The sequence below is a fragment of the Pedobacter sp. MC2016-14 genome, assembly GCF_020991475.1.
In the GTDB taxonomy this organism is placed as follows: Bacteria; Bacteroidota; Bacteroidia; order Sphingobacteriales; family Sphingobacteriaceae; genus Pedobacter.
This window is the reverse complement of record NZ_JAJMPA010000001.1, coordinates 2,679,969-2,702,681: the sequence shown is the minus strand read 5'-3', so window position 1 is coordinate 2,702,681 and position 22,713 is coordinate 2,679,969. Positions and strand designations below refer to the sequence as shown.

The 22,713-nt window shown below is 39.5% G+C and carries 28 protein-coding genes and 1 tRNA gene; 3 read left to right on the top strand and 26 right to left on the bottom strand.

The genetic code is table 11. From position 1 onward, the window contains the following. Positions 1 to 9 precede the first annotated feature (9 nt). Positions 10 to 1,110 (bottom strand): alkene reductase, encoded by a 1,101-nt coding sequence (locus LPB86_RS11155; protein ID WP_230643734.1) that lies wholly within the window; start codon positions 1,108 to 1,110, stop codon positions 10 to 12. Between the two features lie 95 nt (positions 1,111 to 1,205). Here LPB86_RS11155 and LPB86_RS11150 point away from each other — a divergent pair, with 95 nt between their 5' ends. Beyond that, on the top strand, positions 1,206 to 1,619 hold the full coding sequence (locus LPB86_RS11150) for a helix-turn-helix domain-containing protein (RefSeq protein WP_230643731.1): 414 nt from the start codon (positions 1,206 to 1,208) through the stop codon (positions 1,617 to 1,619). A 509-nt stretch (positions 1,620 to 2,128) separates the two neighbouring features. On the opposite strand, the gene LPB86_RS11145 is transcribed toward LPB86_RS11150, so the two are convergent. From LPB86_RS11145 to LPB86_RS11075, 15 genes are all read right to left on the bottom strand, one after another. Next, a complete protein-coding gene (locus tag LPB86_RS11145; protein WP_230643728.1) occupies positions 2,129 to 2,983 on the bottom strand; it encodes an alpha/beta fold hydrolase in 855 nt (284 codons plus the stop codon). 36 nt (positions 2,984 to 3,019) lie between these two features. Beyond that, positions 3,020 to 3,409: a nuclear transport factor 2 family protein gene (locus tag LPB86_RS11140; RefSeq protein ID WP_230643725.1), complete on the bottom strand. Its 390-nt coding sequence runs from the start codon at positions 3,407 to 3,409 to the stop codon at positions 3,020 to 3,022. Positions 3,410 to 3,477: 68 nt separating this feature from the next. Further along, a complete protein-coding gene (locus LPB86_RS11135) occupies positions 3,478 to 4,368 on the bottom strand; it encodes an MBL fold metallo-hydrolase (protein ID WP_230643723.1) in 891 nt (296 codons plus the stop codon). Between the two features lie 60 nt (positions 4,369 to 4,428). Continuing rightward, entirely contained in the window at positions 4,429 to 5,058 is a 630-nt protein-coding gene (locus tag LPB86_RS11130; RefSeq protein WP_230643720.1) for a DsbA family protein, read from the bottom strand. Positions 5,059 to 5,160: 102 nt separating this feature from the next. Beyond that, complete coding sequence (locus tag LPB86_RS11125; protein ID WP_230643717.1) at positions 5,161 to 5,742, bottom strand: Crp/Fnr family transcriptional regulator; 582 nt, start codon at positions 5,740 to 5,742, stop codon at positions 5,161 to 5,163. A 64-nt stretch (positions 5,743 to 5,806) separates the two neighbouring features. Beyond that, a complete protein-coding gene (locus LPB86_RS11120) occupies positions 5,807 to 6,313 on the bottom strand; it encodes a hypothetical protein (protein WP_230643714.1) in 507 nt (168 codons plus the stop codon). Then, a complete protein-coding gene (locus LPB86_RS11115; RefSeq protein WP_230643712.1) occupies positions 6,310 to 7,347 on the bottom strand; it encodes an Atu2307/SP_0267 family LLM class monooxygenase in 1,038 nt (345 codons plus the stop codon). The genes LPB86_RS11120 and LPB86_RS11115 overlap by 4 nt, the downstream gene beginning before the upstream one ends. A 12-nt stretch (positions 7,348 to 7,359) precedes the next feature. Then, positions 7,360 to 8,106, bottom strand: coding sequence for an SDR family oxidoreductase (locus LPB86_RS11110; RefSeq protein ID WP_230643710.1), 747 nt, complete (start codon positions 8,104 to 8,106; stop codon positions 7,360 to 7,362). Positions 8,107 to 8,141: 35 nt separating this feature from the next. Then, entirely contained in the window at positions 8,142 to 8,456 is a 315-nt protein-coding gene (locus LPB86_RS11105; protein WP_230643708.1) for an alpha/beta hydrolase fold domain-containing protein, read from the bottom strand. Next, the gene (locus LPB86_RS11100) at positions 8,395 to 8,697 is read right to left on the bottom strand and encodes a hypothetical protein (protein ID WP_230643705.1); all 303 of its coding nucleotides are present in this window, start codon (positions 8,695 to 8,697) and stop codon (positions 8,395 to 8,397) included. Before LPB86_RS11100 ends, LPB86_RS11105 begins: the two co-directional genes overlap by 62 nt. Position 8,698: 1 nt before the next feature. Then, a complete protein-coding gene (locus tag LPB86_RS11095) occupies positions 8,699 to 10,210 on the bottom strand; it encodes a GMC family oxidoreductase (RefSeq protein ID WP_230643702.1) in 1,512 nt (503 codons plus the stop codon). A gap of 203 nt (positions 10,211 to 10,413) precedes the next feature. Continuing rightward, positions 10,414 to 10,797 (bottom strand): FMN-dependent NADH-azoreductase, encoded by a 384-nt coding sequence (locus tag LPB86_RS11090; protein ID WP_230643699.1) that lies wholly within the window; start codon positions 10,795 to 10,797, stop codon positions 10,414 to 10,416. Between the two features lies 1 nt (position 10,798). Further along, entirely contained in the window at positions 10,799 to 11,890 is a 1,092-nt protein-coding gene (locus LPB86_RS11085) for an alkene reductase (protein ID WP_230643683.1), read from the bottom strand. Between the two features lie 61 nt (positions 11,891 to 11,951). Continuing rightward, positions 11,952 to 12,818, bottom strand: a complete 867-nt coding sequence (locus tag LPB86_RS11080; protein WP_230643680.1) for a pirin family protein — start codon at positions 12,816 to 12,818, stop codon at positions 11,952 to 11,954. 10 nt (positions 12,819 to 12,828) lie between these two features. Then, entirely contained in the window at positions 12,829 to 13,191 is a 363-nt protein-coding gene (locus tag LPB86_RS11075; RefSeq protein WP_230643675.1) for a DoxX family protein, read from the bottom strand. An 86-nt stretch (positions 13,192 to 13,277) separates the two neighbouring features. On the opposite strand from LPB86_RS11075, the gene LPB86_RS20965 reads away from it, so the two are divergent. Further along, entirely contained in the window at positions 13,278 to 13,439 is a 162-nt protein-coding gene (locus tag LPB86_RS20965; RefSeq protein WP_370632807.1) for a winged helix-turn-helix transcriptional regulator, read from the top strand. A 104-nt stretch (positions 13,440 to 13,543) separates the two neighbouring features. On the opposite strand, the gene LPB86_RS11070 is transcribed toward LPB86_RS20965, so the two are convergent. The 3 genes from LPB86_RS11070 to LPB86_RS11060 form a co-directional block, all read right to left on the bottom strand. Continuing rightward, on the bottom strand, positions 13,544 to 13,978 hold the full coding sequence (locus LPB86_RS11070) for a nuclear transport factor 2 family protein (protein WP_230643673.1): 435 nt from the start codon (positions 13,976 to 13,978) through the stop codon (positions 13,544 to 13,546). A gap of 138 nt (positions 13,979 to 14,116) precedes the next feature. Beyond that, a complete protein-coding gene (locus LPB86_RS11065; protein WP_230643669.1) occupies positions 14,117 to 14,698 on the bottom strand; it encodes a Crp/Fnr family transcriptional regulator in 582 nt (193 codons plus the stop codon). 45 nt (positions 14,699 to 14,743) lie between these two features. Beyond that, complete coding sequence (locus LPB86_RS11060; RefSeq protein WP_230643666.1) at positions 14,744 to 14,965, bottom strand: DUF4288 domain-containing protein; 222 nt, start codon at positions 14,963 to 14,965, stop codon at positions 14,744 to 14,746. Between the two features lie 202 nt (positions 14,966 to 15,167). On the opposite strand from LPB86_RS11060, the gene LPB86_RS11055 reads away from it, so the two are divergent. After that, entirely contained in the window at positions 15,168 to 15,485 is a 318-nt protein-coding gene (locus LPB86_RS11055; protein ID WP_230643665.1) for an AraC family transcriptional regulator, read from the top strand. Between the two features lie 253 nt (positions 15,486 to 15,738). Here the strand turns inward: LPB86_RS11055 and LPB86_RS11050 are convergent. From LPB86_RS11050 to pyrF, 7 genes are all read right to left on the bottom strand, one after another. Beyond that, positions 15,739 to 15,822 (bottom strand) — tRNA-Leu (locus LPB86_RS11050). Positions 15,823 to 15,879: 57 nt separating this feature from the next. Further along, complete coding sequence (locus LPB86_RS11045; RefSeq protein ID WP_230643662.1) at positions 15,880 to 16,641, bottom strand: MBL fold metallo-hydrolase; 762 nt, start codon at positions 16,639 to 16,641, stop codon at positions 15,880 to 15,882. A 40-nt stretch (positions 16,642 to 16,681) separates the two neighbouring features. Then, positions 16,682 to 17,338: an outer membrane lipoprotein carrier protein LolA gene (locus LPB86_RS11040; protein ID WP_230643659.1), complete on the bottom strand. Its 657-nt coding sequence runs from the start codon at positions 17,336 to 17,338 to the stop codon at positions 16,682 to 16,684. A 1-nt stretch (position 17,339) separates the two neighbouring features. Then, positions 17,340 to 19,952, bottom strand: a complete 2,613-nt coding sequence (locus tag LPB86_RS11035) for a DNA translocase FtsK 4TM domain-containing protein (protein ID WP_230643656.1) — start codon at positions 19,950 to 19,952, stop codon at positions 17,340 to 17,342. 86 nt (positions 19,953 to 20,038) lie between these two features. Then, positions 20,039 to 20,260, bottom strand: coding sequence for a PspC domain-containing protein (locus LPB86_RS11030; protein WP_230643653.1), 222 nt, complete (start codon positions 20,258 to 20,260; stop codon positions 20,039 to 20,041). 1 nt (position 20,261) lies between these two features. Then, on the bottom strand, positions 20,262 to 21,542 hold the full coding sequence (locus LPB86_RS11025) for a DUF2851 family protein (protein WP_230643650.1): 1,281 nt from the start codon (positions 21,540 to 21,542) through the stop codon (positions 20,262 to 20,264). 113 nt (positions 21,543 to 21,655) lie between these two features. Further along, positions 21,656 to 22,486, bottom strand: coding sequence for an orotidine-5'-phosphate decarboxylase (gene pyrF / locus LPB86_RS11020; protein WP_230643647.1), 831 nt, complete (start codon positions 22,484 to 22,486; stop codon positions 21,656 to 21,658). Positions 22,487 to 22,713: the final 227 nt, after the last annotated feature.

Below are 22,713 nucleotides of genomic sequence, written 5' to 3'. Positions count from 1 at the left end.
TTTTAAAACCTATTTGTTGTCATTTAGTGTAGGATAATCTGTGTATCCTTTTTCGCCGGGAGTGTAAAATGTAGTTTGATCTGGTTGATTGAGAACCGCGTCTGTCATAAAACGTGCTACTAAATCAGGGTTTGCAATAAATGGAACACCAAAAGAAACCAGGTTGGCATCTCCATCGCTCAATACCTTATGAGCTGTTTCCTTGGTAAAAGCCCTGTTGATAATAATGGTGCCCTTATAGATTTTGCGGAAATGTTTTGCCACTTCTTGAATAGCATCAGGAATTGCAGAAACATCTGTAAAAGGCTCTATCAGGTGGATATAGGCAAGGCCATAATCATTCAGCCTATTTACAACATAGTCATATAAAGTCTTGGTTTCATCATCCACTAAAACACCCATAATTCCGTTAAGCGATGGGTTCAAGCGAACTGCAACACGCTGCATATCGACAACTTCTTTCAGTTCATCCAAAATATCAAATAGAATACGTGCACGGTTTTCAACAGAACCTCCATATTCGTCTGTACGTAGATTACTGTTTTTGCTAAAGAATTGCTGGAGAAGATAGCCGTTAGCACCATGCAATTCGACACCATCAAATCCAGCTTCAAATGCATTAACCGCGGCCTGTTTAAAATCATTAACCGTTCTTTTAATATCTTCGATAGTCATTGGTTGGGGCGCTTGAGACGGCTTAAAGCCTGCTGCCGTAAACACCTGTTGCTCAGGATTCACACCCGAAGGAGCCAAAGGCTTTTTACCATCGTGAAGATCAGGATGGGAATATGCTCCGGTATGCCAAAGCTGGGCAAATATTTTTCCACCTTCGCTGTGTACTGCATCTGTCGTCAATTTCCATCCCTTTATCTGCTCTTCACTATAAATACCTGGTACATTTACCACCCCAACAGCCTCTTTACTGACGAAGGTTCCCTCGGTAATAATGAGGCCGGCAGTTGCACGTTGTTTGTAATATAGGGCTGTAAGTTCCGTAGCTACATTACCTGTATTTGCGGAACGGCTTCTGGTCATGGGTGCCATGGCTATTCGATTATTCAATACTAGTCCTTTTAGGCTATAAGGTTCAAAAATTATTGCTGTTTCCATTGTATCTATAATTAAATTCTGTAAATTTGCTTGCACTTTGCAAGTGCAAATATATAAACAACTTTTAATTTGCAAGTGTTTTTATAATTTATTTTATGATGGATATAAAAAAGCGGTCTGACTGCCCCATTAGCAGCTCATTAGATATCTGGGGAGACAAGTGGTCTTTGCTTATTGTTAGGGACTTAATGTTTTCCAAGCAATGTACTTATGGCGACTTTCTAAAATCAGATGAAAAGATAGCCACTAATATCTTGGCGTCCCGACTACAAATGCTGGAAACAGCTGGAGTAATTACCAAACAGGATCACCCGGAAAGTAAAGCCAAAGTTTTATATAAACTAACCCAAAAAGGTGTTGATTTACTTCCGGTGATGATTGAAATAAACTTGTGGGCGGATAAATATTTTACGCTTCCACCAGACAGGATTGAAATACTTAAGGAAGTGAAAAAAGATAAAGATGCATTTATAAGGAATAAAACCGCTGAGCTGGCAGAACATTTATAGTTACTAATTCGGGTATTATTCTCTATAGTGGAGTTAGTTTCGTTTTTTTATTCCCGAATCTAATGAAGATTCTCTATCCAGGAATAGCTGTTGGAGTACCCAAAAGCACACTTTAATCAGAGGTCTGTTCAAAGATAGTCTGGTATGGGGTTAGAGTTCATTTAGAACAAAACATTGGACAGAACCTTTCACGACAACCTACTGAAAGTCAATGAGAAAGGGTCGCTTTTTAATGAGCAATCCTTTAAAAAATTAACCATGAATCTGGTTAGTACCGATCAGCAGGAATACTTTGAACATTTAAATCGCTTTTTGCTGCTTATTGAGCCCATTATCGAAGATTTAGAGAGAAAAAAATTCATTTAATAAAGCGGCAAAAGTCAAGGTGATTTTTGATTTAGATCACCTTGACCAGATTATAATAGAACAAAAAAATTGGCAAATGTGAAAATCATCAGTAATGCTAAACTTCGTGTGAATGTAATGTGGCCCGTGTCATTAAAGGGACATTAGCCTAAAATCTTCAACAGATCCTCAATCATAATCGGCGATTTGATGATCCGTTCATGTCCGGCATCAAGATAATCGTTTGCGTCAATCAGAACGTTCGATTCCAAAAAGGCTTTCATAAAGGTGTAGGGGGAAACTAGGTCATTTGGATCGTAAGCGATCCAATGTTTGGATAGTTCAGTACTAAAGGCCGACCAATCATTGAGATTGTAGTGGAAAACTGGTTTCTTAAACCGTTCTTCAAAACTTCTAAAAAAAGTATGCTGAATATCTTTTGGGATATCCAGTGCGTCCATACTGGCCTCGAAATTTTTCCCCAGATCGATCAATGGGGCAATGCTGAAAAAATGTTTGGGATGAATTTTCATCTGTTTCATAGCAACGATGTTCGCCATTGCGCCCAATGAATGCCCTATCGTTACCTCGGGTATGCCATAGTCGGCGACAATCGCCTTTACACCCTCGACAAACAGCAGCAGACTAGAAAGTGTGCCTTCAGATGAACCATTACCCGGAGCGTCGAAAGCAATAATTTCCAAATCATCAACCTGTTCCAAAGCCATTATGATTTCATAAAGATCGGCCGCTTTTGAGCCCCATCCATGGGTAAGCAGTATTTTACGGCTACCATTTCCCCATTTGAAGGCTTGAAAATTCAACTCCTGTCCAGAGAAATACTCATCATACACCTTCAGAGTTGTCTTTTCAGCACGTCCAATCAAGTTTTCCTGAAAAATTCTCAACGGCATCTTTGGAGCATAACAGATATACCGCAATATCAGATCCTGCAAATGGTCTGTATTCTCATATTTGGTATGCTTTATTTCTGCTATAATTTGCTTGAGGATCTTCATCTTGGTAAGTTATATTTATTTACTATTTCTTTGAGCTTACTTCATCACATCAACTACTGTTTTACTATCCACAAACTGCTCAAAACTAATAATTCTGCTATTTTTCAGTTTCCAGATATGTGCTACCCTTGCGGAGAACGGTTTGCCAGTTATTTTGTACGTTCCTGTGTAAGTTCCGTAAGCCACTACTTTGTCATCACTAGCCACATAATCTTCTGGAGTAAATTTATAATCGATCCATTCGCTTCCCAATCTGCTAAAAACATTTTTGGTCACTTCGTCAAGGCCAATATAAGTTCCGGCATACGGAAAACCCTTGGCTTCTGTCCACGAAATATCATCCGCTACATATTTAGCGAGGTTTTTACCATTTTCTTCCGAAGTTTTTCCTTCGTAGGTACTTTTTACAATTTCAAGATTTGTCATTTCCGTTTGTTTTGATAAACAGCCCGACGCTGTAACAAGCAGCATCAGGCCGAATATAATTTTAAGTTTTACCATTTCATTTCGCCGGTATTTACCTTGGCACCAATCTGCAATGCAGTTTCAAAAGTTAGCGCAGGATATTTTGCCTTGATCGCTTTGATCAATTCTTCAGAAGTTTTGTTGGTTTTCAATGCTTCTTCGTAAAACTGGATGTAACTTCTGGTATGTTTTACAGCGGAAACATCGAATGGACTTGCATTATTTGCATGAGCGGGAATTACAATTGCCGGATGCAAAGCTTCGATTTTATCCAGAACAGCTATCCATTGTTTGCGGGCTTCAGGCGTTTGTGCATCTGCCATCCAAAGATTGAAAGTGGTACCAAAAACATTGATTCCCCCAACAACCGCTTTGATGCTTGGAATCCATACAAAAGTTTTTTTCGGAAACTCTTCCAAGCCAACAATTTCTAATTTCTGCCCCTCCAATTCAATGCTGTTACCTTTCAAGACCTGAGGCAATACCACGTTAGACGTAATCGCTTTTCCTAATCTTTCGCCCCAAACGTCTAATTTCTTTTGAGCCGTAGCCTTAATGGCTTCTACCGAAGCTGGTGAAGCATAGGCTACCACATCAGGAAAGTAATTTTTGAAAACTTCCAATCCAAAATAATAATCAGGATCGGCGTGGGAAACATAAATAGTGGTCAATTTTTTGCCACTTGCTTTTATTTCCTGCGCTACTTTTTCGGCATCTGCCAAAGTAAATTGAGCATCAATCAATACGGCATCTGTTTTTCCCGATACGATTACCGATGCTACCCCGAAACTGTTTTCTGAAGCGTTGTAAACTTCCAATTTCAAATTGCTTGCTTCAATGGTCTTGAAACTTTGTGCTTGTGTTTCCATATTCAATAAAATTAATGTAGTTAGTGCTACTGTTGAAATCAATTTTTTCATTTTATTCTGTTTAAAATTACTGTTGCAAAATTGGTGTCATTTGAATGAAAAAACTTTAAACTAGTTTAATAAATGAATTTCATCTATTCTATTTGAGATGGTTTCAAAACTGGCATAGCCTTGCTCCAAGACATAATATTTGCCTTCTTTTTCTGCCAAAAGCGTAGGATAAGAACTGGCGTATTGTTTCGCTAAAGCAAAGGTTTGCTGCGTTTCTTTTTTAATTATTTCAGAGTGGAATACTTGTAGAAACTCCGTTTTGTCCAATCCAAACTTTTCACAGATCCTCAAATAGGTTTCGTCCTCATTTAGGTCTTTTCCGTACCAGTATCTTGCTTTCTGCACTTCAACAGCGAATGGAATTGCTTGCGAAGCCCATAGTTTTTTTATGCTCACAATGGCTCTTGACGGCACTTCGCTATCCAAAGCAACCTCTTCATTTTCTATAAATTCAAAATACTCTTTACCGAATTCAGTTCCTGTAGTTTGCTGTACCTGCGGGTCGTGCTTTTTGATAAATTGTGCCATTTGTTTGGATTGTTTCCTGGCATTGGTACCAGTCCACATTCCCGCAGGTAAAATTTCAAAATCAAGCACATTTTTATATTTATCATACAATTTTTGTGTGTTGGAACTGTTTCCATAGCACCATCCACAAAGCGGATCCATTATATAAATCAGTTTGCTCATCTTTCTATTTTTAATGATCGATTACTCTTGTAATTCTATACAAAGCTGCCAATAAATAAGGACGTAAAGTTTAAAGTAGTTTAATAAAAGCAGTAGAAAGTATTATTTTTTGGTCGTGATTTTCTTTCGGATATTGCTTAAAAAGACATTGGTGATTCCCAAATAAGCTGCGACCTGAATATTGGAGAGGCGCTGAACAAGCTGTGGATATTTTTCTGAAAACTCAAGGTAGCGCTGCTCTGCGTTTTTGCTCATACTGTCGATCATTCTTCTTTGCAGTGCAGTGTGCGTTTTTTGGGTCATTACCCGAAATAATTTCTCTATTCTGGGCAAACTCGTATAGGCAAATTCTTTATCTTTTTTTGAAATCAGGAGTACTTCGCTGTCCTCCAAAGCCTCTATAAAAAGTTGTGAGGGAATTTCATTTGTAAAGCTGTCGATATCTGTAACCCACCAGTTTTCTGTAGCAAAATAGAGGACTTGTTCAAACCCATCCTTGTCGATATGGTAAACCCTAAAAAGTCCTTTAGTCACAAATCCCTCGAACCTGCAAATTTCCCCTGCCCTCAACAAAAAACTCTTTTTTTTGATCAATTTCCGCTCAAACAAGTTACAAAATCCTTCTGTTTCTTCTTCGGACAGAGAAATATGATTGGAGATATTTTGTTTGAGCAGCTCTTTCATAAGGTTCAGCCATCAGGCAAAAATCAATAGATTAAATATCTGCATAAATTTCGATTTAATAATATTAGCAAATTAGTAAAAAGTCTGCTTTATTTTCCCAATCAACGGTCAGCTTATCTCGAAGAGTTGCTCTGGCACTAAACCCATGCATCTGGTTGAGTTCTTTTATAGCAGACAGATCCATCCGGTGTTCAATGATGCTAAGATTCAATTTTCTGGCCTCAGCGAACATGATCCCAATTGCCATGGCAATGCGCTGCTGTTTCCATAACAAAAACTCCCGGTCATCACCGAACTTGCGAAAAAAATAGAACATCATGTCCCTCTTGCCAGATTCGGACAGACATTGCATCTCTTCGCTGTTTCTGATATAATCTAGGGCATCTCCAGTTGTATAATCCCCACGAAGCAGAAAGAGCAACATATTCCCGGCCATGATATCTCCACTTATTTTTGGGATTCTAACATTTGTCGGCTCCATGTGCAATACGCTAAAGGGAAGCAATCCCCAGCTGGGCATCCCATACATAATTGCTTCAAGCAACTCCACTATTATAACTTTTTTTGTCATTTTATGATGATACCAGGTCGAGAAGTACAAACAATAGGAATTACCTTACTGCCAATTAATTCGATAGATTCCATCAATTGGGCATGCGTTAAGCCTGCATTGTCCATTTGAAACGTAAATCTGGATACACCGCCCAAATCTTCACTGAAACGTAGTAATTTATCCGCAACCTCATCTGGTTCACCAACTAGCAATGCACCGTTCCTGCCTACTTGCGCGTCGAAATGAGCTGTTGTAATCGGTGGCCAACCTCTTTCCCTTCCCATTCTGGTAAAGGTTTCGGCATAACCAGGATAATAATCAGACAACACCTTAGTTCTACTGGTCGCAACATAACCTAAAGAATGTACTCCTACTTTTAATTTTTCCGGCGAATGCCCTGCTTTTATGCCCGCTTCTCTGTATAAATCTACCAAACCTCTAAAACGTCTAGTTTCTCCGCCTATAATGGCAATCATCAGCGGAATCCCCAATTGGCCTGCTCTTACGAATGATGCGGTAGTACCTCCGACGCCAATCCACAACGGCAGTTGATCATTAAATGGTCTTGGATATACGGGTTGGTCGTATAAAGGCTGCCTGAATTTTCCCGACCAGGTGACCTTTTCATTATTTTGAATTTGGATTAATAATTCCAGTTTCTCCATAAAAAGTTGATCGTAATCCTGAAGGTTATATCCAAAAAGCGGAAATGACTCCGTAAAAGAACCGCGTCCTACCACTAAATCGGTTCTTCCCTTTGAAATGAGGTCCAGTGTTGCAAACTCCTGAAAAACACGAACCGGATCAGCTGCACTCAAAACAGTAACGGCACTGGCAAGCCTGATTTTTTTGGTTCTTGCTGCAGCGGCGGCCAAAATAACAGCCGGAGCGGAATCAAAAAATTCCCGACGATGGTGTTCGCCAATACCAAAACTGGAAAGCCCCGCCTGGTCGGCATATTCTATCCTGGTCAATAATTCTTCTAATATATTTGCGCCATCAGCGTTTTTTTGAATGGTGCCAGATGCAAAACTGTCTATTCCTATTTCCATCGTATTTTTAAGTTAAATTCTCCCACCGCCATTAGCAATAATCTGCTGTCCATTTACCCAGCCACCCTCTGGACCGGCTAGAAAAGCAACCACACCTGCGATATCTTCCGGTTCGCCCATTCTTCCAAGGTTCATACTTTGTCCAATCCTTTCAAGTTCTTCCTTCGAAGCTTCTTTTTCCATCAAAGGTGTTCTTGTAGGCCCTGGGAAAACACTATTTACGGATATTTGGCGTGGACCAAGTTCTTGTGCCAATATTTCGGTAACTACTTTACCAGCGGCTTTACTTGGGGAATAAATTCCCAAACCAGCTGCCGGATATAGCGAACTTGTTGAAGAAATCTGAATAATTCTTCCGCCGTTTCTAACGTGTTTGGCTGCTTGCTGCAGCACAAAATAGGTCCCCTTATAATTTACAGCATTGATGCGGTCGAAATCAGCTTCGGTAACTTCAGCAATGGGGATTCCCATCTTAGCAATACCTGCATTGGCTACCACAATATCTATCCCTCCAAATTCACTGATCACATTATCAAAAAGGCTGATGATTTCCGGGACAGCACCTACATTTGCTTCAAATGCACCCGCCGTCCCACCCGCATCTTTTATTTCTTTGACCACCCCTATCGCCAATGTTGGGTCACCTATATAATTAACGGCTATGGCGATTCCGTCTTTGGCCAAACGGATAGCAATTGCCTTTCCTATTCCTGTGGCAGCTCCTGTAATGAGCGCTACTTTTTGTTGGGAGTGTGACATAATTATTTTATTTATCAATTTTTATAAATTATACTTTAAACGGAGTTGATTACACGAACGTAATCTGCCATAGCTCTTTTGGATATGGCGGCATCGGGCGCAATAGAATCAAAGCCATGCGGTACTCCCGCATGTAAATGGAACTCAATCGGAACGCCTGCTTTTGCCAATTTTCCGGCATAATCCAAGCTTTCGTTTCGGAAAATATCCAAATCACCAACCGAAATAAAAGCCGGTGCCAAGCCTTCGAACTGTGTAAGACGGCCAGGTGCCGCTATTGCCGAGTTGTTATTGCCACCTCTTTCTGCGCCAAGTGATGCCGTCCAACCCGGGTAATTTCTCTTTCCCATCTCTTGTCTTGATAGTAAAATCTCTTTTGTTAACCTCGGGATGAACAGGAAATTGCTGACTTGGATTGGCATAAAACTCATTTAAAGTATCTCTCAGCTCTAGCCAGTCGCGCTTTTCAGGAAATGCCCCTAGCGGGTGCTGTGCCATAAAATTCCCCATGGCCTCACTAACCTCCCTATCCATTTTATAACCTTGAGGTAAGGAAGTGCTTGCGTTTTTATCAAAATTGGTATTTCCCATGTTATTTCAAGATTTTATCGGCTATTTTTTCTGCAACCGCAATTACAGTGATGTTGGTAGCTGCTGAAATGATATCCGGAAAAATAGAGGCATCCACTACGCGAAGAGATTCTACCTGATGCACCCTGCCTTCTAAATCCACTACGGCTTCTTTCGAACTGGATTCTCCCATTGGAGCGCTACTTGTAGGGTGTGCATAGCTTGCTATATGCTGTTTGATGGCCACTTCCAGATCCTCATCTGTTTGCACTGCAATACCCGGGGCGATTTCGGAATGGATAAATTCAGAAAAAGGAGCAGTGGCAGCAATACGTCTTGCAATCTTGGCGCCCTCGATCATTCTTCTGGCATCTTCCTTATCATCGAGGAAATTAAGGTCAACTTTTGGATTTACGTTTGGATCGGTTGTTTCTATCCAAACTTTTCCTTTTGAATTGGGCGTGGTCACTGCTACTCCTAAAACAAATCCGCTTTGTGTGGGACTGTATTCATCTGGAAAAAGATGGGTAGCTGTAATATGAATATCCAGTTCATCCGTATCAAACGCTGAAGTCCATAACTTAGCAGCAATTGGAGGTGTTTTGCTTTCAACCATTTCTTTATTCAGCGCAAAAGCTGCATAGTGAAAAGGATGGTCTTTCACATTTTTTCCAACAGGCAGATTGGCGACAACAGGTATTGATAATTGTTCCAAATCAGCCTTTGTTCCAATACCAGACCTAAGTAAGATAGCTGCACTTCCATAAGTACCTCCCGAAAGGATGATTTCATTAGCAAAAAACTCTTCTCCGTTTGCGAGCAAAATGCCTATTGCTTTTTTACCCTGGAACAAAACACGGTCAGCAATAGACTGAGGTAAAATAGTCAGGTTTTCACGTTTGCGCACCTCATTGGGCAGATAGGCCATTCCTGTGTTTACACGAACGCCGTTTACTACGTTCATTCGGTAAGGGCCTACACCATTGGCATCTTTGCTATCAAAATCTTCGATAAGTTTGTAACCAATATTAACTGTTGCATCTACAAATGCTCTTTGAACCGAAGTTAAATCGCTTCGTAACAATTGGCGAACGGGCAAAGGCCCATCAAACCCGTGAAGTTCTTTATCGCCTGAATCGCTTGATTCTAATTTCTTAAAATAAGGAAGCATTTCTTCATAAGACCAGCCCTGAAGATTCCATTTCTTAAAATCTTCTGGTCTTGCCCGCAAGGCAACCGCTCCGTTGATGGCCGAACTTCCACCCAATACTTTTCCTCTTGGCAAGTCTATTTTGTTGCCATAAGGGGTTGGTTCCGATTGGAAGCCCCAATTGTGTGCTGCATCTCCCCCAGGACTGTTGGCGCTGTAGATTGCACTTGGATAATCCCAAGACTGATAAGCGTTTCCACCTTCTATTAATAAAATATTTTTGCTTTTATTTTCGCTCAAACGTGAAGCCATTACCGCTCCTGCAGAACCGCCTCCTACAATGATAAAATCATATCTTTTTGTGGTTGAATTTTGCGATGACATATCTTTAAATTTTAATGATTTAATACTCCAAAATTACCTTAGATGAAAAGCTTAAAGAGATGACAAACGATAAAAAAATCTATTGACAAATGTCAACGGATTTTAATTTAAATACTTTGTAATTAAGCTGACTGGGAATGAATAGTCTCCTTCGCTATAAACACCACCTGTTCCAATAGCCAAATAAACTTTTTTTCCTTTGATTAAGCAACAGGGCCATCAGCTGTATAGGTAAAAGAAACGCCAGCTCTTGCCAAATGGTCTATCCAGCTTTTCAAGAAAGCAGGAATCCCAAAATTGTACATTGGGGCTCCGATTACAATTATAGCTGCATTTTTTACTTCAGCAAGCAGTTCATCCGAAAGCTTAATGGCTTCCAACTGTTCTTCGGAACGGTTTTCCGCTGGCGTATTAAATGATTGGATATGATGACCTGCAATATAAGGCAACGGATCTGTGGTAAGATTTCGAACAGTAACAAATGCATTGCTATTTTTAGCTTGTAATTTTTGAATGATAGCCTCACTTAGTTGAATGGTTTGCGAAGCTTCGCCCCTCGGGCTTGATATGATGTGTAAGATTTTCATTTTAGACAACTGATTGATCTAAAAACGGATAATCGATATATCCTTTTTCATTGCCGCCGTAGAAGGTAGAACGGTCGGGCTGGTTAAGTTCAGCGTTTAGTTCAAATCGTTTTATAAGGTCTGGATTGGCAATAAACGGAACACCGAAAGAAATGATTTTGGCAATGCCTTTTTGCAATTCGGCTTCGGCAGTTTCTCTTGTATATCCAACGTTGGCAATTACCGTATGCTGGGTTAAAATTCCAAATGTTCCCATTACGTCTTTTGGATATTGCCCAAACCCTTCTTCGGGCAGAAATAACGGGTTCATCAATTGGATGTATGCCAAAGGCAACTTGTCTAATTCTTTTATCACATAAGAATAGGCTGCAATCGGATCGCTTTCTATAATGCTATTGTACGGAATGCTTGGCGATAACTTGATTCCCGCTTTTCCTTCGCCAACAGCAGCTGTTATTGCCTCCATTACTTCCAGGATAAAACGGCTGCGGTTTTCAATGTTGCCACCGTATTCGTCTGTACGGATATTTGAACTTTCTGCCAAAAACTGATTGGGCAAATATCCTGTTGCTGCGTGCAGTTCAACGCCGTCAAAACCTGCTTCAATGGCGTTAATGGCTGCCTGTTTATAATCTTGAACCACCCGTTTTACTTCCGCGGTTTCCAGGGCTCTTGGTACTTCGTAATCTTTAGGTCCTTGCGAAGAAAAATGCTGCTGTCCTACAATGGCCAACGCTGACGGCGCAACTGGCAATACCCCATTTTTATCTACTGAATGCGAAACACGACCTGTATGCCAAAGCTGGGCAAAAATCTTACCGCCTTTTCCATGAACGGAATCAGTGACTTTTTTCCAGCTTTCAATTTGTTCTTTCGTATAAATCCCTGGCGTGTAGGGGCTACCAACGGCCTGTTCAGAAATATTGATGCCCTCTGAAATGATTAAACCTGCACTTGCTCTCTGTGTATAGTAAGTAACGGTAGATTCGTTTACCGTTCCGTTGCCTTCTGCACGGGCACGAGTCATTGGGGCCATGGCCACACTATTTTTCAGCGGTAGGTTTCCTAATTTATTTGTTTGTAAAAGTTTCATGCTTAAGATATGTTAATCATTTTTATTAAGTCGTTGCGGTTTAAAAAACCCTAATGTTCGTCTATGCTGTTAAATTGATCTCGCCGTATTTCCCAGCATAAAAATCATGATAGGCACCAATAATTTCCTCTTTCGTATTCATTACAAAAGGACCTTCTGCAACAATGGGTTCTGTATAAGCCTCTCCTCCAAAAAGGATGATATCGATAGGCTGCCCAAAAGTATTTCTTAGCTCGATTTCGCCTGCATTCTTATCAAATTCTATAAATTCTCCCTTTTGAAATTCGGCGTTATTCAATTGCGCACCTGCTGTAGGCAGAAATGCAGCCACTTCGATTTTATCTGCTATTTCTAACAGAAACTGCTTTCCTGCCTTCAGTTGGACGTGGTAGAGAAACTGCTCCGCATAATTTGGGATTTTCGAACTCAATCCTTCGTAATTGCCTACAATTATTTTTAGCCAGCCACTTTCATCTTCCAACGCTATTTGTGGAATTTCATTGGCCTGAATGGCAATGTGCTCGGGCTTTTCGGCTTTGTTTTTTGCCGGCAGGTTGATCCAAAACTGGAAGCCCTGGATGTATTTGCTATCTGTCTGGCTATCATAATTGAAATTTTCGTCATGGATAATTCCGTTACCAGCCTTCATCCATTGTGCACCGCCCGAAAAGATTTTACCGCCATTACCCGCGCTGTCAAAATGTTCCACTTCACCTTGCAGGATATAGGTCAAGGTGGCAATGCCCCGATGTGGATGCGCACCCATCCCCTTTTTTGTGATTTCGTTCTTTATCGCTGGCGCTACGTAATCAAGGAACACAAACGGCCCAACCTGACCTGCATAACGGTTCGGTAGCATTCGTTGGATCTTTAAAGGGCCAACGGAGGTGGAGCTGCCCTTTGTCGAAAAGCTGGTTGCCTTTTTCATGCTCAAAAAATTATGCTTTTACTTTACGATAGAACACATAGGAAACCAATAAGATCACCAGAAAGATGATCGGCATAACGGCTACAGAAATAGGGTCTCCACTGGCAATATGGGCTATAAATGCTGAAATGAAGGTAAGGACAAAACCGAAATAGGCAAATGACTTTGCCTTTTCTGGAACCATTGGAAGGATCAGGGCCAAGGCGCCCACTACTTTTAAAATACCCAGCTCAATCCGGAAATAATCTGGAAAGCCCAAATGGACGAATGCCGCTTTCATATCGGGATTGGTGAAGTAGCCGAATGCGCTGAATAGCATCATTAACGTAATAATCCCTGTAGTCGTCCAATAAATAATTTTATTTGTTTTCATTTTCCTGTTTCAATTTTAGTTGTTTGATTTTGTAAAGATGCGCCCTTATCAAGGCCCGAAACGATGAGTTATGATAAAAAAATCCGTTGATAAATGTCAACGGATTTGCGATTAATTTGAAAAATATTGAATATTATGATAGCATGGTGTTCGGGAAGGCAAAAGAAATTGTTCCTCTACAGGTAGAATATTATTTGTCTGAAAAAGGCAAAACACTGTTACTTGTGCTGGAAGCTATGGCAAAATGAAGTAAATCCACAATCAATTTGTTAATTGATTGTGGATTTACTTCATTATATAAACAGAAACCGTTAACAGACATCAACGATTTCTGTCAGTTAGTTGATATCACTTATTCAGCAAAACTTCCACCGCTCATCGCTTTTTGAAAGGCCTGTGGGTTCCAGTATTCACGGTAGTTCACAATAAGGCCGTCACGGAAGGTCACGAAAGTGGCATAGCTCATTTCATAGGGATTACCATTGCCTATGACCACACCCGAAGCGCTCCACTCTGCAACCGCAACGTTCACATCATCAGTTCCATAGATTTTTAAAGTTGGCAATGATTTTACATCGATATAACTTGGATAGTCCTTCAGATAAGCATAAAGTGCTTCTTTGCCCTCAAACCTGGCCTGTGAACCTTCCGGGGCAAATGGGAATTCGGCCACTATGTCCTCAGCACAAAGCTCGGACCAGCCTTTCATATCCTTGGCTAAAAAAGTATCTAAACTGTTGCGCAGAAGTTGTACGGCACTGCTATTTTTTGAATTGGTAGTTTCCATTGTCTTTAAATTTTGTTTTAATCTTTATTGATTTGACAATACAAAATTGCAACAGAAACAGGCTGCCTGACGATGAGGTTTGATAAAAAAAAACGTTGATAATAATCAACGTTTCGGAAAAAACAAAAGTTAAATGAGTTAGCGGACAGACTGTTTCCTTACCCTGCTTAAAGTTTCCTTAGTAATACCCAAGTAAGAAGCAATGATGTGCTGCGGGAACCGTTGAATGAACTGAGGGTGGTGAATGGAAAATTCCTCATAGCGCTTTTCGGCCGTACTGCTGATGGTAGAACTCAACCTTCTTTGATTGGCAATAGCATTTCTTTCGTCCATCAGAAGTATCATCTCTACCAGGGCAGGTATTTTATTCATCAAGTCAAGCATATCTGCTCTGGTAATGGTGAGTATTTCCGCCTCTTCCCATGCATCAATATTATAGGCAGATGGGGTCAGCATGATCATACTTTCCCTGTCGGTTGCCCAATAATTTTCAATGAAAAGATGCACAATATGCTCTACTCCCTTTTCATCTACAGTATATTGCCGCATTGCACCCTTTACAATGAAACCGGTATATTTGCATACATCTCCCTGCTGTAAAAAATATTGCCTTTTCCTAAGCCTTTTGTATTGAAAGCCAGCTACGATCAGTTCTTCCTCCACACCTGTAAGTGGCAAGGTACTGTGACTATTGATATAGTTAATGAGCTGTTGGTGCATTTGGTTATTAATTGAAATAAATGCCTGCAATTTATAAAATAATCCTTACTTACTCAGTATTGGTATAAAGTTAAACATCAGTTTCAACAGTCTTGCAAAACCCACCGTATCGAAAAGACAATAAAATACACCATATCGTTGCAGTTCCAATTGCATAGATTTTTGGAGTAGCATATCTATAAACTTCAATTGCTCATCATACTGATCTTGATGGCATCCTGTACCACTGATAATCTGATAAATACACTTGACCAAGGACCGCTTCATAACGACATAGCTTATCAAACAAAAAAATGCCAGCTCATCTGGACACGTTAAAACCATCACCATCCATCTGGATGATGTGATCCTCCGTGAAATTAGCAAGGACGAAACAATGTTGCCAGCCGTTCCCTATTATGGAGAACATAATTTAGTCTTAAAATCCAGCAATCTTCTTAAGAATTTAATAGGTTCGCTAAGCCCCTATATGGATCCAGGAATTATACATAGTGAGGTACTTACAGCAATCAAGGTCAGAGAGGCGATCTATGTACTAATAGAAACAAACCCCTCACTAAAGGGACTTTTATTTGATTTTAGAGATCCCCATAAGATCGATCTGGAAGCCTATATCAATGATCATTATAAATTCAATATTGATCTGGAAAGTATGGCCTATCTCACAGGCAGAAGCCTTTCAACTTTTAAACGTGACTTTCAGGCCCTATTCAATCAAACCCCAAGCCGCTGGATACAACAAAGGAGGTTAGTAGAGGCCAACCTGTTGATCAATGAAAAAAACTGAGGCCAAGGGATATCTATATGGATTTGGGATCTGTTGATTTCTCTCATTTTTCGTTTGCCTATAAAAAAGCTTTTGGAAAAGCTCCAACTATTAAATGAATTTATTCACCGGTCAAAATATGTTCTAAGCTAATCTCCTCTTCCCCCTTTACCAGATTGACCATGATCAGGAATACTTTGAACAATGCCTAGATAGCAAAAAACAATGATTTTGCATAAAAAAACCGCACTTTAAGATATTCAAAGTGCGGTTGTACCCGAGAGCAGATTCGAACTGCCACGCCGTTGCCAGCGCCAGCCCCTCAAGCTGGTGCGTCTACCAATTTCGCCACCCGGGTGTAAGGTTCTGCAAAGATAGATTTATTCAGAATAGATCATAGCGTTAATTTACATTTTTAAAGCTCCAGTATTAAGCCATCGTATGCAAGCCTGATGTTTGGAGGTAAAAGCGTTTCCACGTCTTCATGTTTACCCAAGTTATGGCTGATATGTGTAAAATAAGTTTTTTCTGCGTCAATCAATTTGGCAAAGGCAATAGCTTCTTCAAAAGTAAAATGAGAAATATGGTGCTCCAACTGAAGTGCATTAATGACCAAGATCTTTGTACCCTTTATTTTAGCAATCGTTTCATTAGAAATGGTTTTAGCATCTGTGATATAGGTAAAATCATTAATTCTGAAACCTAAAATTGGAAGCTTAAAATGCATCACATCTAAGGGAATAATGGTGGTATTACCAATATCAAAAGCTTCAGAACTGATGGTATGCAAGCTGATTTGCGGCAAGCCGTGATACCTTACATCAGCAAAAATATAAGAGAACTCTCTGCGTAAAGCACCCTGTACCGCCGTTGTGGCGTAAATATCAATGGTTTTATTGAGCAGATAGTTAAAAGGTCTGATGTCATCTAGTCCTGCAATATGATCTTTATGCTCATGCGTATAAATAATCGCGTCAAGATCCTGAACGCCGGCACGCAACATTTGATAACGAAAATCCGGCCCGCTATCTATAGTAAAAGTTTTATCAGTTGTTTGCACTAAAACGGAGGTACGTAACCGCTTATCCCTAAAATCAGAAGAGCTGCATACCTCGCAACGACAAGTGATTACCGGAACGCCCTGAGAAGTACCTGTACCTAAAAACGTGATTTTCAAAATTGAGCAGCTCTAATCGTCATGATCAAAAGTAAAGAAATTACCTTAAATCCACGACTTCAACACCTGGATTTTTTTTAGTATCGAAAGTAAAATAACTCTCCGGTATAGCACCATTTGCCGTAAATGATTTTATTGCATAAGTAACCTTACTACCTGTTTTTTCAAGTACAGTAATACTACTGATTTGCTTTGCAGCTTTATCAATACTGAGTTTAATCTTGAAATAGGTTGCCTTAGCATCCGTTGGCGACAAGTCTATGTTTTGGTAAACTTTTCCCGCTATTTTACTCTCGCCAGTAAAAAGATATTTATACCCTTTTTCATAAATGGTAAACAGCTGTGCAGGATTAATGGCATCGCTGCTTTTATCTACAGTTGTTAGCTGAACTTCCTTATCTTCTTTATTATAAGACCACTGATTTTTTCCATCGCTAATCAATTCTCGATCCTTCATCACCATTTTGTATTTATTGGTATTGGCCTTAACATACAAAGTTCCATTTTCAACATGGTTTGTTTTGGTTTGCGGGTCAAAGATAGTTAGAGAAAAACCTGTTTTAACAGCAGTATAGGTTTTATACTTTTTACTTACTTCGCTTAAGATGCCCTTAGCCTTTGCATCTTTGTCATTTTGTGCAAATGCAATTGTTGTAAATCCGGCGATTAACAAGATGAGAAAAAATCTCCCTTTCATTTTATTGATCATTCTTCATGTTGTCCAAAAACTGTTCCAAAGCGTATTCATCAGGAAGTAATACTTCCCTGGCTTTGCTACCTTCAAAAGGACCTACCACCCCGGCAGCTTCCAGTTGATCAATAATTCTACCTGCCCGGTTATATCCCAACTTCAGCTTACGCTGAATAAGCGAAGTAGAACCCTGCTGGTGCATCACAATTAATCTTGCCGCATCTTCAAACATACTGTCACGGTCTGAAGCATCAAAATCCATCTTGGCGTTTTCCGCTGCTTCATCCAGATATTCAGGAAGCTGATAAGCTTCTGGATAACCTCTCTGGTTACCAATAAATTCGGAGATACGATCTACCTCAGGGGTATCAACAAAAGCACACTGTAAACGAATCAGGTCATTTCCGGTAGAAAGCAACATATCTCCCCTTCCAATTAATTGATCTGCTCCTCCACTATCTAGAATAGTCCTGGAATCTATTTTGGACAATACCCTAAAGGCTAGCCTTGCCGGGAAATTGGCCTTAATGGTACCAGTAATAATGTTTACCGAAGGACGTTGGGTAGCCAATACCAAGTGGATTCCAACTGCACGCGCCAACTGGGCCAAACGCGCTATCGGTGTCTCAACTTCTTTACCAGCTGTCATCATTAAATCTGCAAACTCATCAACAATCAGTACAATATAAGGTAAAAAACGATGCAGATTATTTGGGTTCAGCTTTCTCTTGATGAACTTTTCGTTATACTCCTTCAAGTTCCTAACCTGGGCATCTTTTAACAAATCATACCGCTGGTCCATTTCAATACATAAGGAATTTAAGGTATGAATTACCTTTTTTGTATCGGTTATAATCGCGTCTGCTTCACCGGGAAGTTTAGCCAGAAAATGCCGCTCAATTTTATTAAACAAAGTAAGCTCTACCTTTTTAGGATCTACTAGCACGAACTTTAGCTGTGAGGGATGCTTTTTATATAGAAGCGAAACCAAAATGGAATTGATACCTACAGATTTACCCTGACCCGTAGCTCCTGCAACTAATAAATGGGGCATCTTAGCTAGATCGCCAATATAAACCTCATTTGAAATTGTTTTACCAAGGGCAATAGGCAATTCCATATCATTTTGTTGAAACTTCTCTGTAGCAAGGATACTGCGCATAGAAACCATTTCTGGATGCATGTTAGGCACCTCAATACCAATAGTACCCTTACCTGGCATAGGCGCTATAATACGAATACCCAATGCAGCTAAACTAAGGGCGATATCATCTTCAAGATTTTTGATCTTAGAAATCCTTACACCTGGAGCTGGAATAATTTCGTACAAGGTTACAGTTGGACCTATAGTAGCCTTAATTTTGTCAATTTCTATATTGTAGTGGTTTAAAGTTTCTACAATTTTATTTTTATTGGCTTCCAGTTCATCTGCATTTACAGAGATTTTATTGGAACCGTAATTTTCAAGTAAATCCAGCGTAGGGTACTTATAACTTGCCAAATCTAAAGTAGGATCATAAGCTCCAAACTGTTCAACCAGATCCTCAGAGGTTTTTTCTTCTGCGGTTTTAGCGATCGTTAAAGCTGGACTTACAGGCTCTTCATCTTCTTTTTCTAATGGTTCAACAGCTTCTTCAAGATCTGCCGGATTTTCGATAGTTAAGGACAATGAAGCTGGAACACTTAAGGTATTGACAACAGGCGCTACCGGAAGTAAAATCTCTTCAACCTCTGGCTTTTCTTCAAAACGGCTTGGGGTGAGAACGATATTTTGTTCTTTCTTTTGTTGTTGAGCGTAACGGTCATTCACACTAAATTCTACAGGAGCCGGCGGAACGTTTTCTACCAAATCTTGTTGTGGCATATTTTGAGGCATCCGGACATTATCAAATTCAGGTTCCGGCACAACTTCATCAATAATGTGCTTACGCTCTGGTATTTTAAAGTCTATATTATAGGCGATAATAAGTATGGTGAGTATAAGAAAAGCAATTAAGCCGCCCACACCAGCAACACCAATTTGAACCAGCAGTAGTTTATTGGTCCAATACCCAAATTCTCCTTCCAGATAATGCGGTGCTTCTGCAAAAAAGGAATGAGAAAAACCCAGTGTAAGAGAAATAAGCAGCAAAAAGAACAAACTATAACCCAGTGTTTTTTCGAGTGGAAAAATCTTAACCTTAAACAAAAGGCGATAGCCTACTACAAAGAAAACGAAGGCAAATAAAAAAGAAGCCACACCAAACCACTCAAAGATGAACTGATGTGCCAGTAAAGCACCAAATTTACCCAACCAGTTTTGAACAACTGGAGTTACATTGGCCGACTTAAGTTCTTCTAAACTTTTAAAAAGATTACTCCACCCTCCATTGGCATCAATTACATAACTGTAATCATCTTGCCAGGTAAAAAGATAAGAGGTAAATGCAATTAAAAAATATAGCGACAGAACAATAAAGAAAAGTCCAAGGATTTTGATGAACCGCCCATCCTGAAAATCAAACGAAGGCAGATGAACAACCCGATCCTTTTGCGGTTTGCTACCGCGCTTTCCCCCTTCGCCCTCGGCAGATTCGTTTTTAAATGAATTGGACTTAAACTGGTTTCCCTTTAGCGCCATTTGTAGTTAATCGTATTAATAATTAGCAAATATAAAAACATATACCGTGCTATTCATGAGCATTGCCTTAAAACTTATGATTTGCATTAAACATCCCAGATGCGAAGCCTGATTTTTTTAACATAATGCCGCACATCCAGCACAAGAGCCGCCAAAACATAAAATACAATTGGAAAACCAACTGCTAAAAAAGACGAATAAATAAAAAACAGCCTGATTTTACTGATAGACATATTTAGCCGTTCAGCAAGATAGGTACATACCCCAAAACTCTGTTTTTCGAAAAAAGTAACTATACGCTGAAACATACTACTTGTTTAAAATTTTTATTCCGACAACACAATTTAAGCATTTTTTTTGAGTACAATAATTTTTATTTAATTGAAGCAAGGCTTGTGACTCAAATGCACTAGCAATAACCAATCCAGCATCTTCATATTTTTTTACCACAGCATTCTTTTCTGCCGGCAATTGTTCTAATAAATTTAACGCTCTTTCTACCAACATGGTATCATTGATGTATTTTCCATACGCATACAAAAATAAGATAACGCCATTAATAATTAAGCCATTTACAGTCACCATACCCAGTTGGTTATTTTTAGGGGCTGTTGGTTTACCAAAATGATAATGTGTGTTCCAATAAGGGTGTACAGGTAAATTTAAAAACATTTGCTGCATTACTTTTACATCACTGATGTCCATTAGTTTAGAAAATAAATGAGTAGAGCTTGCCAGTAATGCTGAAAACTGCGCAAGCCGTATGGTTGGAAAACTTTGCGGACGCATTCTTAAAAATTTCCAAAGCGAAACAGCAATTGGTTTTAATTGATATTTCTGCTGCAGGTAATTGTATTCTTGCTTTAATTTTAAGGGATAAGCCTCAACAAAATGTCCATTTAAAAATCCTGCCTGCCCAAAAATTAATGCTTCAATTAGCATGGGTTCATTGCTATGCTTATCAAAAAGTTGATAAGGGATCGAATCTGCAAGCAATTCGAATGGAATGGTGTTGACCTTTAAACCAAAATTTGCCGCCATAAAACAATAAAAAACTTTGGCCCAGTTGCCCTGGCTGGATTTAAGCTTACTATAAATTTGTTGAGCTTTAGTGTTTAACCGCTCAGTGATTAAACGGGCCATAAAACCATTTACATACACTGAAGGAACCTCTGCAATTTGCTTTTCGCAGGGAAAAGATTGAGCTGAATTTAGAAATTGCTGGTAAGTAAGCAACAACTGAGTTTTAAAAAGACCTTTTAATACAAAACAAGGAATGTGGCTCCCATCCTTTCGATAAACTGTAGCATCATGCTCATAAACTACATGCAGAACAACAGAATCGTAAGCATCATCGTACTGATGATGATGCATAAACCAATAAGAAGAACGTAAATGAAGTTCTACATGGCCAACCCATATGGTGTTACCTATCTGTAATTTTGCCTCACTAAAATCCGGGCCTGCATCTGAATTTAAGATGCCGGGATGTACGATTACAAGTTTTTCGCCAGTAGTACAATGTAGGTCGGAACCGGCAAAAAGTCTGAATCTCCATAAAAAATGGAGAAAATCCTCTTTAAAATCCATTCAGTAAACTTAATACAGTCTACTGAATTACAATTAAATATAAACTTTATGTTAGCAAAAGAAAGCTAATTTGAAGTAATTAATAAGTGAAAAAACAAATTATTAAAAAACCACTAGATTAGTGAGGCTGCCTTAAGAAGAACCTCCATTTCTTGCTGAAGTTTAAGCGCCTCCTCTCTTGCCTTTTCAGCAAAATCTTCGCCCTTACCCGCAAATATAATTCCCCTTGAAGAATTCACCAATAATCCGCATTTATCATTGAACCCAAACTCGCAAACATCTGCAAGGCTCCCCCCCTGTGCACCAACCCCTGGTACAAGAAGAAAATTATCAGGAGCCAGTCTTCTAATTTCTTTAAATGCCGAACCGCGTGTTGCGCCAACTACATACATGAGCTGATCGCTGTTAGCCCATTTAGAGGAAGCCCGGATTACCTCTTCATGCAATTTGCCATTCCCGGTCTCTAAAAGTTGAAAATCAGCATGTCCTTCGTTGGACGTTAAGGCCAGTAAAATCACCCATTTATCAGAATATTTTAAAAATGGGCTTACGGAGTCTTTGCCCATATATGGCGCTACGGTAATGGCATCAAAGCTCATTTCCGTCTTATCTTTATTGAAAAATGCATCAGCGTACATGGCAGAGGTATTGCCAATGTCTCCGCGTTTCGCATCAGCAATGGTAAATAGATCTTCAGGGATGTATTGCCAGGTATCTGTGAGTGTTGCCCAACCTTTAGCGCCCCTGCACTCATAAAAAGCTGTATTAGGCTTATAGGCTACACATAAATCTTTGGTAGCATCTATAATTTGCTTGTTAAATTCCAAAATTGGATCATTGTATTTTAACAGGTGTACAGGTATTTGCTCCAATACCGGATCAAGCCCTACACACAAAAACGACTTTTTCTTTTGAATTTGGGTAAACAGTTGCTCTTTATTCATTTACAGCTAATTTGTGCGCAAAGATGCCAATTTTAAGCTTTCTATAGATGAGTAATTTTAAACATTCCCATTATTTATTTTAAACATTTTATATTTTAGGTTTGGAATTTAGCTTATTATTACATACAATTGCAGCACAAATTCTCTATCGTTCATCTGGACAATCAGAAAAAACTCCTTAAAACTTGTTCTACTCAATTTTCAGTCCTTTTTTTTGTTTTGTACAA

What these genes read in the sequence shown, in the direction of transcription:
- LPB86_RS11155 (WP_230643734.1), bottom strand. Translation starts at nt 1,110, where the DNA reads ATGGAAACAGCAATAATTTTTGAACCTTATAGCCTAAAAGGACTAGTA.
- LPB86_RS11150 (WP_230643731.1), top strand. Translation starts at nt 1,206, where the DNA reads ATGATGGATATAAAAAAGCGGTCTGACTGCCCCATTAGCAGCTCATTA.
- LPB86_RS11145 (WP_230643728.1), bottom strand. Translation starts at nt 2,983, where the DNA reads ATGAAGATCCTCAAGCAAATTATAGCAGAAATAAAGCATACCAAATAT.
- LPB86_RS11140 (WP_230643725.1), bottom strand. Translation starts at nt 3,409, where the DNA reads ATGACAAATCTTGAAATTGTAAAAAGTACCTACGAAGGAAAAACTTCG.
- LPB86_RS11135 (WP_230643723.1), bottom strand. Translation starts at nt 4,368, where the DNA reads ATGAAAAAATTGATTTCAACAGTAGCACTAACTACATTAATTTTATTG.
- LPB86_RS11130 (WP_230643720.1), bottom strand. Translation starts at nt 5,058, where the DNA reads ATGAGCAAACTGATTTATATAATGGATCCGCTTTGTGGATGGTGCTAT.
- LPB86_RS11125 (WP_230643717.1), bottom strand. Translation starts at nt 5,742, where the DNA reads ATGAAAGAGCTGCTCAAACAAAATATCTCCAATCATATTTCTCTGTCC.
- LPB86_RS11120 (WP_230643714.1), bottom strand. Translation starts at nt 6,313, where the DNA reads ATGACAAAAAAAGTTATAATAGTGGAGTTGCTTGAAGCAATTATGTAT.
- LPB86_RS11115 (WP_230643712.1), bottom strand. Translation starts at nt 7,347, where the DNA reads ATGGAAATAGGAATAGACAGTTTTGCATCTGGCACCATTCAAAAAAAC.
- LPB86_RS11110 (WP_230643710.1), bottom strand. Translation starts at nt 8,106, where the DNA reads ATGTCACACTCCCAACAAAAAGTAGCGCTCATTACAGGAGCTGCCACA.
- LPB86_RS11105 (WP_230643708.1), bottom strand. Translation starts at nt 8,456, where the DNA reads ATGGGAAAGAGAAATTACCCGGGTTGGACGGCATCACTTGGCGCAGAA.
- LPB86_RS11100 (WP_230643705.1), bottom strand. Translation starts at nt 8,697, where the DNA reads ATGGGAAATACCAATTTTGATAAAAACGCAAGCACTTCCTTACCTCAA.
- LPB86_RS11095 (WP_230643702.1), bottom strand. Translation starts at nt 10,210, where the DNA reads ATGTCATCGCAAAATTCAACCACAAAAAGATATGATTTTATCATTGTA.
- LPB86_RS11090 (WP_230643699.1), bottom strand. Translation starts at nt 10,797, where the DNA reads ATGAAAATCTTACACATCATATCAAGCCCGAGGGGCGAAGCTTCGCAA.
- LPB86_RS11085 (WP_230643683.1), bottom strand. Translation starts at nt 11,890, where the DNA reads ATGAAACTTTTACAAACAAATAAATTAGGAAACCTACCGCTGAAAAAT.
- LPB86_RS11080 (WP_230643680.1), bottom strand. Translation starts at nt 12,818, where the DNA reads ATGAAAAAGGCAACCAGCTTTTCGACAAAGGGCAGCTCCACCTCCGTT.
- LPB86_RS11075 (WP_230643675.1), bottom strand. Translation starts at nt 13,191, where the DNA reads ATGAAAACAAATAAAATTATTTATTGGACGACTACAGGGATTATTACG.
- LPB86_RS11070 (WP_230643673.1), bottom strand. Translation starts at nt 13,978, where the DNA reads ATGGAAACTACCAATTCAAAAAATAGCAGTGCCGTACAACTTCTGCGC.
- LPB86_RS11065 (WP_230643669.1), bottom strand. Translation starts at nt 14,698, where the DNA reads ATGCACCAACAGCTCATTAACTATATCAATAGTCACAGTACCTTGCCA.
- LPB86_RS11060 (WP_230643666.1), bottom strand. Translation starts at nt 14,965, where the DNA reads ATGAAGCGGTCCTTGGTCAAGTGTATTTATCAGATTATCAGTGGTACA.
- LPB86_RS11055 (WP_230643665.1), top strand. Translation starts at nt 15,168, where the DNA reads ATGGATCCAGGAATTATACATAGTGAGGTACTTACAGCAATCAAGGTC.
- LPB86_RS11040 (WP_230643659.1), bottom strand. Translation starts at nt 17,338, where the DNA reads ATGAAAGGGAGATTTTTTCTCATCTTGTTAATCGCCGGATTTACAACA.
- LPB86_RS11035 (WP_230643656.1), bottom strand. Translation starts at nt 19,952, where the DNA reads ATGGCGCTAAAGGGAAACCAGTTTAAGTCCAATTCATTTAAAAACGAA.
- LPB86_RS11030 (WP_230643653.1), bottom strand. Translation starts at nt 20,260, where the DNA reads ATGTTTCAGCGTATAGTTACTTTTTTCGAAAAACAGAGTTTTGGGGTA.
- LPB86_RS11025 (WP_230643650.1), bottom strand. Translation starts at nt 21,542, where the DNA reads ATGGATTTTAAAGAGGATTTTCTCCATTTTTTATGGAGATTCAGACTT.
- pyrF (WP_230643647.1), bottom strand. Translation starts at nt 22,486, where the DNA reads ATGAATAAAGAGCAACTGTTTACCCAAATTCAAAAGAAAAAGTCGTTT.